The sequence below is a fragment of the Deinococcus alpinitundrae genome, from assembly GCF_009982895.1.
Classification (GTDB): domain Bacteria; phylum Deinococcota; class Deinococci; order Deinococcales; family Deinococcaceae; genus Deinococcus; species Deinococcus alpinitundrae.
In genome coordinates this window covers 1-13,707 of record NZ_WXZL01000051.1, presented here as the reverse complement: position 1 = coordinate 13,707, position 13,707 = coordinate 1, and the positions used below count along the sequence as shown (strand labels likewise).

At 62.4% G+C, this 13,707-nt stretch carries 15 protein-coding genes and 1 pseudogene; 12 read left to right on the top strand and 4 right to left on the bottom strand.

The window, feature by feature from the left end; genetic code table 11:
* Nucleotides 1-714: pseudogene (locus GUI70_RS21680) on the bottom strand (hypothetical protein); the annotation flags it as partial.
* Between the two features lie 189 nt (nucleotides 715-903).
* On the opposite strand from GUI70_RS21680, the gene GUI70_RS21675 reads away from it, so the two are divergent.
* From GUI70_RS21675 to GUI70_RS21620, 12 genes are all read left to right on the top strand, one after another.
* Complete coding sequence (locus tag GUI70_RS21675) at nucleotides 904-1,533, top strand: pentapeptide repeat-containing protein (protein ID WP_161884368.1); 630 nt, start codon at nucleotides 904-906, stop codon at nucleotides 1,531-1,533.
* A 240-nt stretch (nucleotides 1,534-1,773) separates the two neighbouring features.
* Nucleotides 1,774-2,187 (top strand): hypothetical protein, encoded by a 414-nt coding sequence (locus GUI70_RS21670; protein WP_161884367.1) that lies wholly within the window; start codon nucleotides 1,774-1,776, stop codon nucleotides 2,185-2,187.
* A gap of 128 nt (nucleotides 2,188-2,315) precedes the next feature.
* Entirely contained in the window at nucleotides 2,316-2,993 is a 678-nt protein-coding gene (locus GUI70_RS21665; RefSeq protein WP_161884366.1) for a response regulator transcription factor, read from the top strand.
* Nucleotides 2,990-4,294, top strand: coding sequence for a sensor histidine kinase (locus GUI70_RS21660; RefSeq protein ID WP_161884365.1), 1,305 nt, complete (start codon nucleotides 2,990-2,992; stop codon nucleotides 4,292-4,294). Before GUI70_RS21665 ends, GUI70_RS21660 begins: the two co-directional genes overlap by 4 nt.
* A gap of 810 nt (nucleotides 4,295-5,104) precedes the next feature.
* Entirely contained in the window at nucleotides 5,105-5,635 is a 531-nt protein-coding gene (locus GUI70_RS21655) for a DUF4405 domain-containing protein (protein WP_161884364.1), read from the top strand.
* A gap of 125 nt (nucleotides 5,636-5,760) precedes the next feature.
* Entirely contained in the window at nucleotides 5,761-7,023 is a 1,263-nt protein-coding gene (locus GUI70_RS21650; RefSeq protein WP_161884363.1) for a DUF3500 domain-containing protein, read from the top strand.
* Nucleotides 7,024-7,234: 211 nt separating this feature from the next.
* The gene (locus GUI70_RS21645; RefSeq protein WP_161884362.1) at nucleotides 7,235-8,314 is read left to right on the top strand and encodes a DUF3500 domain-containing protein; all 1,080 of its coding nucleotides are present in this window, start codon (nucleotides 7,235-7,237) and stop codon (nucleotides 8,312-8,314) included.
* Nucleotide 8,315: 1 nt separating this feature from the next.
* Nucleotides 8,316-8,855: a hypothetical protein gene (locus GUI70_RS21640; RefSeq protein ID WP_161884361.1), complete on the top strand. Its 540-nt coding sequence runs from the start codon at nucleotides 8,316-8,318 to the stop codon at nucleotides 8,853-8,855.
* Nucleotides 8,856-8,978: 123 nt separating this feature from the next.
* Complete coding sequence (locus tag GUI70_RS21635) at nucleotides 8,979-10,214, top strand: HupE/UreJ family protein (RefSeq protein WP_161884360.1); 1,236 nt, start codon at nucleotides 8,979-8,981, stop codon at nucleotides 10,212-10,214.
* A gap of 218 nt (nucleotides 10,215-10,432) precedes the next feature.
* Entirely contained in the window at nucleotides 10,433-10,732 is a 300-nt protein-coding gene (locus GUI70_RS21630) for a hypothetical protein (protein WP_161884359.1), read from the top strand.
* 32 nt (nucleotides 10,733-10,764) lie between these two features.
* Complete coding sequence (locus GUI70_RS21625) at nucleotides 10,765-11,463, top strand: ferric reductase-like transmembrane domain-containing protein (RefSeq protein WP_161884358.1); 699 nt, start codon at nucleotides 10,765-10,767, stop codon at nucleotides 11,461-11,463.
* Between the two features lie 5 nt (nucleotides 11,464-11,468).
* Nucleotides 11,469-12,287, top strand: coding sequence for an FAD:protein FMN transferase (locus tag GUI70_RS21620; RefSeq protein WP_161884357.1), 819 nt, complete (start codon nucleotides 11,469-11,471; stop codon nucleotides 12,285-12,287).
* A gap of 269 nt (nucleotides 12,288-12,556) precedes the next feature.
* Here GUI70_RS21620 and GUI70_RS21615 read toward each other — a convergent pair whose 3' ends face one another.
* The 3 genes from GUI70_RS21615 to GUI70_RS25320 form a co-directional block, all read right to left on the bottom strand.
* Entirely contained in the window at nucleotides 12,557-12,739 is a 183-nt protein-coding gene (locus tag GUI70_RS21615) for a hypothetical protein (protein ID WP_161884356.1), read from the bottom strand.
* A gap of 219 nt (nucleotides 12,740-12,958) precedes the next feature.
* The gene (locus GUI70_RS21610) at nucleotides 12,959-13,318 is read right to left on the bottom strand and encodes a hypothetical protein (RefSeq protein WP_161884355.1); all 360 of its coding nucleotides are present in this window, start codon (nucleotides 13,316-13,318) and stop codon (nucleotides 12,959-12,961) included.
* Between the two features lie 260 nt (nucleotides 13,319-13,578).
* Nucleotides 13,579-13,707: acetylxylan esterase (locus GUI70_RS25320; protein WP_161884354.1), on the bottom strand; the 129-nt coding region annotated here is incomplete at its 5' end.

Genomic DNA, 13,707 nt, shown 5'->3' with positions numbered 1-13,707 from the left:
ATAAATTTGCTTGGAAGCGTTGTAGGTCTCCTGGGCGTTTTGCAGGGCGAGCTGGGCCGATTTGACCGCCTGCTCGAGCTGGGTGCGGTTGGAGGTGAGGGTGGTGCTCTGGTTGGCGAGCTGGGCCTGAGCACTTTGCAGGGCGTTCTGGGCGCTCTGCACGCTGGCATTAAGATCGGGATTACTCAGCAGCACCACCGTCTCGCCCGCCTGGACGCTTTGCCCGACCTGGGCTTCGAGGGTCTGGACCGTGCCGCTGCTGCGGGCGGTGACGGTGGTGGTCTGGGCGGCGGCGACAGTGCCGGTGGTGCTGCGGTTGGTGGTCAGCGCTCCGGCCTTGACCGGGGCCGCTGTGACTGGAATGGTGACGCTGGCCTGATCGGGGGCTTTGGTCGCACTCTGTGCTGCTTGTCCAGTTCGGCTCTGGCTGCCCGTACTGGCACTTTTCTGCCCAGTGTCAGTCTGGCCGTTTTGACCTTGGCTACCGGACGCCTGACCGAGCTGAATCTGACTGCTGGCTCCTCCAGCCTGACTAAAGCCGCTCGTGGTCTGGATGGTGGCGGTAGGCTGGCCCAGGCGGTAGCCGCCGTAGGCCGCCAGGCACAGCAGCGGAATGGTGATGGCCCAGGCGGGCAGGCGGCGGCGTGAAGGCGGTGGAATCGGCGACTTGCTGCGCGGCGGTTCTCTCGGTACGGAAGCGTCAGAACTCGGCATGCTTTACACAACCACCGTTTTGCGAAGGTTACATCCAGGTCTAGTGCACCTTGTAATCAGCCCAACAAGTAGAACATAAGATATTCGGGCGCTCGGCACGGTCACGGTACACTGCGCCATGTCCACGCCGCCGCCCAACCGCCGGGCCGTCCTCAACCGCAGTTGCCCCTGCTGGCCACGCTCGCCACCGTGGTCCACTCCCAGGTGCAGTCGCAAGTCAGCGAGGCCAACGCCCGCTTCTCCAGTGCCATCACGCTGCTCTCCAGCGAAAATTTCAATTCGCGTCTGGGCGGCGTGTTCGTACCGGGCAGCCTGACCCGCACTTCGTCGGACAACGCTTTTGCCGCCAGTCAGGTGTTGGCCGCTTATCTGCGCCAGCAGCACGCCGTGACCGCGCAAATTAAGGCCGCCGCCTACGTTCCCAGCAACGCAGCTGAGGCTGTGCAGGCCGCCCTGGTGGGATTGGCCAACCGCAGCGATCTGACCCGGCCCCTGAGCCTGGCGGGCGTCTCGGCCCGCAACGCCCAGATGTCCGGCGAGACCATCGAGAATCTGAACTTCCGCTCGGCGGACCTGACGGGCGTGCATCTGGAGGGCAGTACCCTGAGTGGGATTCAGTTCACGGGCACCCAGCTCACCAGAGCCAATTTCAAGAATGCCGTCCTCAAGGACGTGGATTTCAGTCAAGCCCAGGTGGCAGGTGCCAACTTTTCGAGAGCAGACCTGCGCGGGGCCAGCCACCTGAGTGCCGACATGCTGGCCAAAGCGACCGTGAGCAGCTCGACGCAGCAGCCGAGCAGCACAGACAGCTCTCCCTGAACAGATTCCCCGCCTGGTAGCTCCTACTTCTCTGGTGGACGTCGTCGAGCAACACGACTGCGAAGAACCAACACCAGCAAGCCTGGCCCGCCCACTGCTTGTTGCCTGTGTGCAGATTCGATGGAGAGAGATGGAAAAGCCGGGTCTGAACCTGCACAGTATTTGAGTTTGCTCTGCATCGGGACCGCCGATCCTTAGGTTACAGAAGTGGTGAACCAGGACCACTTCGGGAGGCCCGTTATGAAGAAACTGATGTTGATTGCTTTAAGTATGCTGTCCCTGAGCGTCTCCACCCTGGCCACGGCCTCGGCAGCTCCAGCACTCTACTCACCAGCCATCATCGACAGTGACGATATGCCCTACACCACGTTGTACACCGAGGCGGCGTGGCAAAGCGTCTTGATCCCGATGAGCGCCGTGGGCAACACGATTCCTGGCGACCTGACGCTGGAAATAACCGGACTGCCGGAAGGCGTGACCATCAGCTTGAGCGGTGTGAGCCAGCAAAACGGCTTCTTGATGCTGAGCGTTGACACTGAGCGGGTCTCCGCTCAAACGGCGGTGTATGCAATGGCCAACGTGACGGTCATGTCGGGCACCACAGCATTGACGACGTTCCAGGTGCCGGTGGCGGGTGCGGCTTACAGCACCTGAACAGCCGGTAAAGTGACAGGCTGAGCAATCGACTGAATCAAGACTCTTGATCCCCGACCATTCAACGCACGTATCGTTCTTCCTGCGACCTTTGCTGTTCCGTTACAACTCCCCCATACACTGCCCCTATGCGCCTCATGCTTCTGGAAGACGACCCACGCCTGCGGGCGCTCATCGCGGCGGGGCTGCAAGAAGCCGGACACAGTGTGGAGGAAACCGCCTCTACTCATCAGGGATTCAACCTGGCCATGACAGGTGGATTTGATGCTCTGATTCTGGACGTGATGCTGACTGAAGGTCAGGAGGCTGGTTTTCAGGTGGCCCAGCGCCTGCGTGATCAGGGGAATGCTACGCCCATTCTCTTTCTAACAGCACGCTCCGACGTGGATTCCCGGCTGACGGGGCTGGACGTCGGGGGAGACGACTACTTGAGTAAACCCTTTGATTTCCGCGAGTTGCGCTCGCGCCTCTCGGCCCTGGTGCGCCGCTCGGCGAGACAGCCCAGCAACGCCCTCACCTTGCCAGGCGGCTTCAAACTGCATTTGCTGAGGCGTCAGGTTCTTGACCGTGCCGGCCATAGCATGCCCCTAACGCCCAGAGAATTTGAACTTCTGGAAGGTTTCGCTCTTCAGCCGGAGCGGGCCTACTCGCGCGATGACCTGATCACTCGTGTCTGGGCAGGACAGCCAGATGTAGAAAGCCGGGTGGTTGACGTCTACGTGGGCAATTTGCGCCGCAAACTCGGTGAGGGCGTGATCGTGACCGTGCGCGGGCACGGCTACCGCTTGGGTGAGGTCAGCGCTTGAGTTTTCGCTGGCGGCTCACGCTCACCTACGCGCTGCTTCTGGGACTCACGCTCCTGATTGCCGGGGCGTTCAGCCACGCCGCGCTACGCCACACGCTGTATGCCAGCCTGGATGAAAGCCTGCGGGTGTACGCCCGAAAACAGGCCCAGATCGAGGCTGCTGAGGTGAAAGCGCTGCCGCCTGGACCGGGAACTGGCCTCGATGAACTCAACCGGCAGCAGCCCATTCGCCTGACCGTCTATGATCCTCAGGGACGCGAGGTGGACTGGGGGCCATCACGCGTGGGATTCAGAGCCACGGCTGGGACAGCGCAAATCGGCCCAGAACGTGTCTTCACACTCAGGGTGCCTGCTGGTTGGATTCAGGCCAGTCAGTCAGACGCAGCGGTGCGCACATCCCTGAGACAGATCCTGCGCCTGGAACTGCTGGGGCTGCCGCTGCTGCTGGTGTTGACGCTTGGCGTCGGCTACGTCCTGGCGGACCGGGCCCTCAAGCCCGTCAATCAGGTCAGTGATCTGGCGGCCCGGATTGCACGGAGTGGTCGTCCCGGCGAGCGCGTGCCGCTGGCCCCCGGCAGAGATGAACTCACGCGACTGACCCACACCATCAATGAGATGCTCAGCAAACTGGACGCTCAACTCACCCGCGAGCGGCTTTTTGCACATGCCAGCGCTCATGAGCTCCGTACGCCCATCAGCGTGATCCGGGCGGCGGCCAGTCTGGCCTTGGAGCAGCCACGCACTCCAGAGCAGTACCGTCACACGCTAAGCCAAGTGTTGGACGTGAGCGAGGACATGAGCGCCCTGACACACCGCTTGATGGGCCTGGCCCAGGCGTCACGGCCCGCCGCACCGCGCGCCGTGAATCTGGCGGACGTGCTATTGATGGCCACCGAGTTGCACAGCGCCGACGCTCAGCAGCACGGAATGCGCCTTCAGGTCACGCTGACTGACGCTGGCACATCTGGCGACTTCAGCGCCCTGGTGCTGGCTGCCGGGAACCTGATTCAGAACGCCATCAACTACAGCCCTCCCGGGTCAACGATTGATGCTTTCTGTCAGATGGACAGCCAGCTCGTCCGTCTGACGGTGCGAGATTGTGGTCCTGGCATTCCTGAGGCCGACATGCCGCGTCTGACTGAGGCCTTCCAGCGCGGCGAGCAGGCGCAGGGCAGGGGCGGGGCGGGCCTGGGTCTGGCGTTGGTGAAAGCGATTGTGGAAGCGCACGGTGGCCATCTCGAACTGGTCAATCAGCCTCGCGGTGGCCTGCGGGCGGCGCTGGTCTTGCCCAGAGAGGCCTAGACCGAGTTGGTATTGAGCTGGGCCTTATTTACAAGATCGTTACATTGGCCCGTCAGGCTGTAGCCAGCGAGAGGTTTCGTCCTGGCCGCTCGCCGGCGACGTTGGTGGGGAACGGGTCTGGGAGTGAATGTTAAAACAATCGGATCATGTTTTCTTGAGGCCATAATTGCAAATTCGCGCTTTATTTTTCTAGAGATGAGCAAAAGGCCGTCTGTAGAAAATATTACCTCTATCATGCAAAATTAATAATATTTTGTGCCATTCTTCGCCGTTTCTGAATAAATTATACGTGAATTTTGTATAGATGGATTGCATACTTCGAAGTGTGAAGGAGAACTGACGATTACTACTTCATACCAGGGAATCTTTCATTCAAAGAAGCAACCAGTTGATCAAAGGAGGCCGCATGAAATGGTTTTACCGCTCCCTTTTATTTTTCGGTGTCGCGCTCCTGTTCGCTGCTGGTGTGTTGGGCCTGAATCAACTCGGTGCTTTGAGCCGTTTTGAGATGACGGGGAGGTATGGCGGCCCACCCACGCAAATCCAGAGCCTGTCAGGCACGGCTCCAGCCAGCGACAGGGCGACGAACGCTGGATCGGCAAACACCAGTTCCTCCAGCCGTGGCCCAGCCACCCTGTCCGGCGCACCTGTGGGCAGGCCACGTGGTGAGGGCGGTGGGAGCTTTCAGTGGGCTGAAGTCGGCAAAGACCTGGCATTCGTCGCTCTGGCTTGGTTGGCCCTTTCTGGCCTGGACTGGCTGGCCAGTCGCCGCGCCGACACACCTGCCGAGTCGAATCAGAGGAGACGCCCATGACCACGACCTTGCCCCCAGAGTCACAGCCTGGACAACCGCCCAAGAAAAAGAGCAACGCCACCATTGTCAATATGGTGCTGGATAGTTGCACCTTTGTCGCCTTTATTCTGGCGATGCAGCCGCACGGCACCGGTATTCCAATTCATGAGTGGGGCAGCGTCGCGCTGAGTTTTGCCATCATTCTCCACCTGGTGCTGCACTGGGACTGGATCAGCGGCATCACCCGCAAGCTGCTGAGTCAACTGCCCACCGAGACCCGGCTGGGTTATCTGCTGAACTTGATTTTTTACATCGACATGACAGTGATCATCCTCAGCGGCCTGCTGATTTCCAAGTCGGTGCTGCCCGCGCTGGGCCTGAGCGTGGACGAGCACGCTGGCCCCTGGCGGCGGCTCCATGGCCTCTCTGCCGACGCTGGGATTGTCATCCTGGCCCTGCACGTCGCCATGCACCGTAAATGGATTGTCAACGTGTTCCAGCGCTACGTCTGGGGCCGTTTGACGGGCCAGGCAAAAGCCGGACGCTAATTTCTACCCACATTTGACCCGGACTTGAGAGGTCAGCAATGCCATAAGAACCCCGCCCATCCGCCGCCAACAGACCACTCCCTGTGTCCCGAAGAAGTGCGGGCCACTCCAGAAAATGAGGAACAATGATGCTGAATAAGACACTGCTTTCCGGCCTGATCGCCGCTGCCTTCTGCGGCGCGGCCCTGCCCATCCTCTCACTGGCCTCAGCAGGCGGCGCAGGTATACCTGTGGCAGCCAGCACCACAGCCGATACCCAAAGTGCTAAGGCCGTGGCCGCTGCCAACGCCTTTCTCGACACCCTGAGCGCGGCTCAGAAAAAAGCAGTGCTGTTCGCCTGGACGGACAGCAAGCAGCGAACCAACTGGTCAAACTTTCCGCAGGGTGGGGCCGGGGTTAACCGCCAAGGCGTACGCTGGGCCGACCTCAACGTTACCCAGAAAGCAGCATTGATGACCATGCTGGGCACTGTCCTCAGCGAGCAGGGCCTGAACATGCTCAAGGGACAGATGAACGCCGACGACTTCATCGCCGCCACCGATCAGGGATCACCCGCTGCGCAGGGCAGCGTCAACCCTGGGGGCAATACTGCGCCTGCAAAGACTGCCAAAACCACAAGTACGGCCACCACAGGAACGCAGAACACCACTCAGGCACCTCCGAACGCCACGGGCAGCACCAACCCTGCTGGTCCAGCAGGCGGGCCGCCGGCTGGCGGAGCGCGGCCTATGGTGAGTTTCGGCAGCGGCTATTATTTCGTCTCGTTCGTCGGCACGCCCAGCACCACCTCGCCGTGGATGCTCCAGTTCGGCGGCCATCACCTGGCCATCAACGCCACCGTCGTCGGCTCCAACATCACCTTGTCACCTTCATTAACGGGCGGCGAGCCGGTCAAGGTGAGCTTCAACAACCAGAGCTACACCATCATTCCGCAGGTGCCGCTGGAAATGAAGGCCGCGTCTGCCCTGCTCAGCAGCTTGACGTTAGCGCAGCAGGCGGAAGTGGTCATCAGCACCACCCGCACCGATCTGGTGCTGGGGCCAGGACACGACGGCCAGACCTTGCAGCCCGAAGGCTTGCCAGGGAGCGCCATGACCGCCGTGCAAAAAGCGCTCTTCCTGGCACTGATCAAAGAACGTCTGGGCATTCTCAATGCCGATGATCTGGCGGTGAAGATGGCCCAGATTCAAAAAGACCTGAATCAATCGTACTTCGCGTGGTACGGCCCGACAGCAGCGGACAGCGCCGCGTATTTCCGGGTCACGGCTCCCACGGCGATCATTGAGTTCTCTCCGCAGGCTAACGACGGCGATCCGGCCAACCACCTGCACAACATGTACCGCGACCCGACCAATGAGTACGGCGCGGGCTGGACGACCCTCAAGTAATTCCGCTGGGTAGAGGCGCTGGACCGCCGCCTCTGGTGTGATACGGATCGAAGCCTGTTCATGCCGTATTCATTCGGTCTTCACATTCCGTGCATGAGGTCTGAATGGATGGCCAGCATGCTTGGTTCCAGGAACGCAGAAACGCGTGGCTCATACCGGATAAACCCTGCTGACCTTCAGCCCATCGCCCAATTTCTAAAGAGGTTTCACCATGAATAAACCCAAATTCTCCGTCCTGGCCCTGATGCTGACCGCCGCGCTGACTTCGTGCAACTCCAGCGCCGCGACCACGCAAACCACGGTGTCGACCACCACCCCCGGCCCCAGCGTGACCACCGCTGCCGACGCGCAGACCACCAAAGTTGTGGACGCAGCCAAAGCCTTCCTCGCCTCGCTCAGCGCCACGCAGAAAACGGCGATCAGCTTCGCCTGGACTGACGTTGCTCAGCGCGCCCGCTGGTCCAATTTTCCCACCGGCATCTTTCAACGGGCCGGGGTGAAGTGGGGGAATCTGAGTGCCGCACAACGTATGGCCCTCACGACCCTGCTCAGCACGGTACTGAGTACTGACGGTCTGAAAATGGTGCAGCAGCAGATGGCCGCCGACGACGTGCTCAAAGCCCAGGGCGGCGGAGGCAACCTGCAATTCGGCAGCGACGAATATTACGTGTCGTTCCTGGGCAGCCCCTCCACCACGACGGCCTGGACGCTCCAGTTCGGCGGCCATCACTTGGCGATCAACGCGACGGTGGACGGCAGCAATATCACCCTGGCACCCAGCCTGACCGGTGGGCAGCCGATCTACACCACCGTCAACGGCCAAACCATCACAGTCGTTGAGGACGTCCCGCAGGAGGTCAAGGACGCCCACACCCTGTTGGACAGCCTGAACGCTGCCCAACAGGCCAAGGCAATGATCAGCACCCAGCGCATCGACCTGGTGCTTGGCCCCGGTCAGGACGGCAAGACCCTGCAAGCCGAGGGGCTGCCGGGCAGCGCCATGACCGCCGCGCAGAAGTCGGCCTTCCTAACCTTGGTCAAGGAAAGAATGAACGCCCTCAACGACGATGACCTGGCCCCCAAGCTGGCCGACATCGAGAAGAACCTGGATCAGACGTACTTCGCCTGGTACGGTCCCACCACCGCCGGCGGCAACTTCTACTACCGCGGCACCGGCCCTACCGTGCTGATCGAGTACTCGCCGCAGAGCATGGGCAACGATCCGGCCAACCATATCCACTCGATGTACCGCGATCCCACCAACGATTACGGCGCGGCCTGGACGAAGTGAGATGAAAAAGTCTGCCCTGACACTTCTGGCCCTGCTGCTGGGCCTGGCCCAGGCACATCCGGTGGACGAGGTGGTGCAGGGCGCGTACCTGACTCTCGCGCCGGGGAAGGTGCAGCTGGAGCTGGACCTCACCCCAGGAACGCAGGTGGCCGCCACGGTCCTGAGCGCCATCGACACCGATACCGACGGTAAAATTACCGGCACCGAGGCGCGCAGTTACGCCAAGCTCGTGCTGCGCCAGTCCACACTCAAGCTGAACGGCGTGGTCGTGAGCTGGACGCTGGATACCGTAGAGATGCCGCCGTATTCGGACCTCAAGACCGGAAACGCCGTTCTCAAGATTTACGCCCTCGCCAAGCGCGCGGACGCGGCGGGTGCTCAGAGCCTGAGTTACGAGAACCGCTATCAACCGGTCAAAAGCCAGTGGATCGCCAACATCTTCTTGCTGCCCGCCGCAGGCTGGCAGTACGGCGTGACCGGCCAGCAGCACAGCAACGACGGGCGGCAACTGACCGTGAAGTATCAGGTCACCCGTTCGTGAATTCGCCCCAGTCCTGAGCGAGGTAATCGCATGATCCGCCCGTGCTCTATTCCCCGTTCGCTGATGTCTTTCCTGCTCGCGCTTGTTCTGGCTGTAATGCCTGGGCACGTTCTCGCCCACCCAATGCCGACGACCACTGTGCAACTCGACTTGCACAGTGACGCGGTCACGGCGGAGCTCGCCCTCCCACTCAATGAGTTGGAGGTGGCCACGCACTGGAAGCTGGTGAACAACCCGCAGACCCTGACCCAGTACAGCGCACCCTTGCGTTCCTACATCGCTCAGCACTTGGCGCTCACCGGAGCCAGCGGACAAGCCTGGACAGTGGAGATCGGCCAGCCGACACTGTCGCAGGTGCAGCAAACCGCTACAGGGGCTTATCAGGAATTCTTGGTGCCCGTAACGCTCATCCCCCCAGCGGGAGCGAGCGTGCGCGACTTCACCCTGAAGTACGACGCCATCGTGCGCGAGGTCAAAACGCACTCGATTCTGGTGTCGGTGCGGCGCGACTGGGAACGCGGGCTGAACAATGAGAGCGGCAACGAGAGCGTGGAGGTCGGCATCATCCGGGCCGATCCGCGCACTGACCTGGTGCCGCTGCTGCCCATCAATCAGGCGCGGGGCAGCGCCTGGCAGGGCTTCGTCGGTATTTTCATGTTGGGCGTTCACCACATTGCCGAGGGCACCGACCACCTGCTGTTCCTGCTGACCCTGCTGCTGCCCGCCCCACTGATCGCCGTGATGAATCGTCGGCCCCACTGGGGAGATTTTGGCGGCACCCGGCGCTCGCTCCTCAACATCGTCAAGATCACCACCGCCTTCACGGTGGGCCACTCGCTGACCCTGCTGCTCGGCACGCTGCGCATCGTGACCGTGCCGGACGCGCCGATTGAGGCGCTGATCGCCGTCTCGATTCTGGTTTCCGCCGTTCACGCCCTGCGGCCCATCTTTCCGGGGCGCGAACTCATGATTGCGGGCGGCTTCGGCCTGATTCACGGCCTGGCCTTCTCGTACACCCTGGCCGAACTCAATCTCAGCACCTGGCAGACGGCGCTCAGCCTACTGGGCTTCAACCTCGGGATCGAGGCCATGCAGCTTCTGGTGATCATGGTGACGATGCCCTGGCTGATCCTGCTGGCGCAGACCAAGCTGTATCCACCGGTGCGTGTCTTCGGCGCGTCGCTGGCAGCCATAGCATCGTTGGGCTGGCTCGGCGACCGGGTGGGCTGGAGCAATCCCCTGGGGGTATTGGCCGACCGTCTGGGAACCGCCGGGCCGTGGGCGCTGATAGCACTGGCGGTGCTCGCGTTGACGGGGTTTACAGTCACCCGGTTGAGGCGCGTACGTGCGACCGCATGAAGCGGGTGACCCGTGCGTTGGCTGCTCAGGATCGGCGGCGAACGGATGCTGGCCCGTTCAGCGGGCTTTGAACACCTGAACCAAACCCCAACGGAGAAGGGCTGCCAGCTACAGAGGCGGTCCTTCTCCGTTTCTCCATCAGGCGTGATTTGAACCTGCGATCCGCCAGAGGAGACTTCAGGCACCGGCCACCATGACCGGAACATCGGAGGATACCCATGAGCAACTCCACCAAGAAATTCAACAGTCTGCAGGCCACCCGCCTGACCCTGCTGCTGGCGCTCAGCCTGACAGCCGGGATCGGTACGGCCATGTATCCGCACACCGCCACCGCGTCCGTGGCCCCGCTCAGTCAGGCGGCGTTGCCGAACGCCGACGCGGCCAGTGCCGGCTCAGACGACGCCAGTACCTGGTCCCAGGGTCCGGAGACGGCCTCCAACGAGCCGCAAGTTTGGAATGCGCCGCAGTGGGCACCGACCACCCAGGCCCCCGTCATCGCGACCACCAGGGGCAGCTAAAGCCCTCCCCGCTGCCACACAGGAGCCAGCCGATGAATGACCTGACCACTTCCACTCCAAGCCGCGTCCCAGCAGCCCAGTCACCCAATACCGTGACGGGTCACCCTATCAACGCCGCGCTGGCGTTTTTGCTGGCGGCCCTGCTCATCGGCGGCTTCATGCTGAGCGCCCTGAATCTCACCTCCGGGCCACTGGCCTACTCGCTGCTGCGGGCCAGCGGGATCGTGGCTTACCTGGCACTGGCAATGACGGTGACCTTCGGGGCGCTGCTGGGCAGCCGCTACGCTCCGGCCTGGCTGGCCCGCGCTCAACAATACGGCTGGCATGGCCTCATGAGCGGCTTCGCGCTGGTGCTGGGCAGCGCCCACGGTCTGTTTCTGACCGTGGACGGACAGTACGCCCAGCCGCTGAGCGCCCTGTTGATTCCGGGCACGTCGAACTTCGCGCCGCTGGCTGTCGGCCTGGGCACGCTGGGAACCTACACTCTGGCGCTGGTATACCTCTCGACGCTGTGGCGAAAGCATTTGAGTGTGCGCGTTTGGCGGGCCGTGCATCTGATGTCGTATCCCGCCTTTGCGCTGCTGACCCTGCACGGGATATTGAGCGGCAGCGACAATTTGGGGCTGTTGTACGGCGCAGCGGTGGCCGCCGTGACCTTGACCTTCGGCCTGCGCTTTTCGGAGATGGTTAGTCACGGTTCGCGGCGGGCAACGGTTCAAAAGGGTGGTTAATCCAGATGCTCCTGTTTGACGCGCTGGGCACACAGATCAAGGTCAGCGGTGAGGGCGAGGCGGCGGCAGCCCAGGAGATTCGGTGCCTCGGCGAGTTGCTGACCCGCTTCAAGCCCTCGGCCCTGACCACCCTGAACACCACAGGCGAACTCGCCAATCCACCGCTAGACCTGGTGCGGGCGGTGTCACATGCCCTGGACGTGGCGCGGCGCACTGGAGGCCTGGTCACGCCAGCTATCTTGCCAGTCTTGGAGGCCGCCGGGTATGCCGGTCGCCTGGGTGACCACTGGGGTAGCGCGGCCCGCGTTCCGGACACCTCGGAGATCGTCTGCGCCCCCGAGTTGCTGCGCCTGCCCGCCGGGACGCGCCTCGATCTGGGCGGCACTGCCAAATCGTGGATCGCCCAACGGGCCTTTACCCAGCTGCACGGTGACGGCTTTATCGATGCGGGCGGCGACATGATGCTGCGGCAGTCCGGCAGGTTCGCCGTGGAGATCGAGCGGCCCTTTGGTGGCCCGGCGATGTACCTGGAATGCCCGCCTGGGGTCTGGGGGGTGGCCACCTCCAGCACGCTCAAGCGGGCCTGGACCGGCGGCCATCACCTGATTGATCCCCGGACAGGCCGCCCCCTTGAATCCGGGCTGGTGCAGGTCACGGTGATCGCCCGCGCCCTCACCGACGCTGAGGTGCTCACCAAACTGGCGTTTCTGGAGGAAGGGAGGCTGGATCAACTTCAGCATCAAGCCCAGGTGTACGCATTCGACCGTGAAAGCCAGTTCCTGACTCGGCGGGGCGGGAGATGGCAGACCGCCAGAATCGATTGAGCCGGCCGGGATTTAACTTACGGTCTCGGATGACCAAAGTTGCCAGAACCTCTACCAGGAAGGCTCTCGACCTCTTCGTAGTGGGAAATTCTGTTCTTCTGCTCGTGCGATCCCAGCAACTGACGTGGAGAACAGGCCGCATTCGCTGGTGCCTGTGCCGTTATCGCCTGGCAGCCCGTTTTAGTGGCGAAGTCTCCGACTCGCTCACCGACAACAAAGATGGGACCCGCTCCGGGTGCTGGCTTTCGTCCGGCAGAAAGGGCCTGGCGTCACTGGCAAGGAGCGCCCTGGCGCTTGCGGGCCTCGTCTTGCCAGGCCAGAATCTGTTCGAAGGACGGCTCGAAGCCCGCCATTCGCAGGCTGTTGTACGTCACGCGGGCCAATCGAAGCCGCAGTTCCTGCGTCGTGGGCTTACGCGGGGCAGGGGACGTGGGCGTGACCGTTCCGTTCATCACCCAGTCTTGCGCGGGATCCAGCAGCGGTCAAGAGCGCGGCCATGCGGGAACGTCCTACGTTTCATGCTGAGGCCCGACAGCGGCTCTGGCCGAAGGGGGTGATGGCTTTTTTGATGTGAACCAGCCTCAGCAGGTCAGGCTCAGCGAGCCGAAGGGGCCTTGTCCATGGATCGTCCCTGCCAACCTCTGGGCACCTGGTCAGGCAGCGACCGAGCGTTAATCCACCTTGCCACGGTGCCAGGCGAGCAGGGCACGACTGACAGCGATCACGCTGATCGGGCCCCGCTCGAAGGGTTGCCGGTCGGCGAAGGACGCCACCCACTGGTCCGGGGCGGGGTTGGCAAGGCGCACAGAAGCGCCCATCGCCTGGGCCTGCTCCAGCAGATCACTGAGCAGGAAGGTCTGATCCAGACTGCTGAGCGGCGCACTCAGCCTCAAGGGATGGCCATACGTCAATCTGAGGCAGTCAGGCGTGTCCAAGTGCCAATCGAGGATGATGCTTGCGAGTTCTCCCAGGGTGGTCGCCAGCTGGTTCCAGCGTTCCTGGGACGGTGCAGCAATGTGGTGTTCGATCATGAGTTGTCCAACATTAGGGTACTGCAAGAGGAATGACGACCTTCGCGGGTGCCGACACCAAGGTGCTCAGGCGAGGATGTCGGCCAGCCAAGCTTGAAGGGCTTCCCGATCACCGCGCTGACTGCTGCCGCCCATCAGTCGCCGCCAGAGTCATACCCCACCCTGGCGTTGTACCGTGCCCACGGTGTTGTCGCTGAGCAGCACGTCGCCGGCCGGGATCGCTCCCTGCTGGCGACACCCGGCCAACGCCGTTTCAGCGGTCACAGGAGCCATCGTTTCGCCACGAACGTCAGCTTCTCCACAGCCTGCTGAGTGCCGCCGCCCTCGTGTCCGTTGAACGGGTAAACGCATATGGACTTCTCGCCGCCATACCGGTTATAAGCCGCGTA